This window comes from Streptomyces sp. NPDC048479, assembly GCF_040651435.1.
Classification (GTDB): Bacteria; Actinomycetota; Actinomycetes; order Streptomycetales; family Streptomycetaceae; genus Streptomyces.
On sequence record NZ_JBEZKA010000126.1, the window covers coordinates 1 to 1,194 of the forward strand.

The 1,194-nt window shown below is 70.3% G+C and carries 1 protein-coding gene; it reads left to right on the forward strand.

Annotated elements, in window-relative coordinates; genetic code table 11:
- A partial coding sequence (locus tag AB0D12_RS41340) for an AMP-binding protein (protein WP_362695270.1) occupies nucleotides 1–1,194 on the forward strand: 1,194 nt, incomplete at both ends.

Genomic DNA, 1,194 nt, shown 5'->3' on the forward strand with positions numbered 1-1,194 from the left:
ATCGGGTTCCCCCGCCGCGGCGGCCGGCGTGTGCTGCAGCTGCGCTACCGCACCGACGTCCTCGACGCGGACTGCGCCGCCCGGATCGCCGGCTATCACCTCACCGCACTCGCACTGATCGCCGCCGACCCTGATGCCGGGCACGGGCGGCAGAGCCTGCTGTCCGACGAGGAACTCCGCTTCCAGCTCGAAGGGCTGGCCGGACCGCGCCGGGAGTTGCCGGACCGCCGGGTGCACGAGCTGTTCGAGGAGCGAGTGCGGACGCATCCGGACGCCGTCGCAGCCGTGCACGGCGAAAGGCAGTGGACCTACCGCGAGCTCAATGCCCGCGCGAACCGGCTGGCACGCGCCCTGCTGGCCCGCGGCCTCGGCCGCGAGGGCGTCGTCGCGGTGGTGACGGAGCGCAACCTCAACTGGCTGGCCGCCGTGCTGGCCATCTTCAAGGCCGGGGGCGTATACCTTCCCGTCGAGCCGCATTTTCCGGCCGGGCGCATCGCGACCACACTTGCCCGCGCGGGGTGCGGCCTGGTGCTGACCGAACCCGGCAGCACCACCACCCTCGACCAGGCCCTCGAGACGCTGCCCGCAGTCCAGACACTGGTCGTCGACGCGGCCTACGAAGAAGACCATCCCGACGGTGATCTCGGTATCGCCGTCGCGCCGGACCAGCTCGCCTACATCTACTTCACGTCCGGCTCCACGGGCGAGCCGAAGGGGGCGATGTGTGAGCACGCGGGCATGCTCAACCATCTGTTCGCCAAGATCGACGATCTGGGGATCGGCGAGGGGCAGGTGGTGGCCCAGACCGCACCCCAGTGCTTCGACATCTCGCTGTGGCAACTGCTCTCCGCGCTCCTGGTCGGCGGTCGGACCCTGCTGGTCGAACAGGAGGCGATCCTGGATGCCCAGCAGTTCCTCGACACGATCGTCGACGGCCGGGTCGGCGTGCTCCAAGTGGTGCCGTCCTACCTCGAAGTCGTCCTGTCCAGTCTGGAGCAGCGCCCCCGCGAACTGCCGGACCTGCGGTGCGTCTCGGTGACCGGTGAGGCGCTGAAGAAGGAGCTCGCCGAGCGCTGGTTCGCGGCCGAGTCCGGGATCGGGCTGGTCAACGCCTACGGGCTGACGGAGACCTCGGACGACACCAACCACGAGGTCATGGACCGGGTGCCGGACCGGATCCTGCTCGGCCGCGCG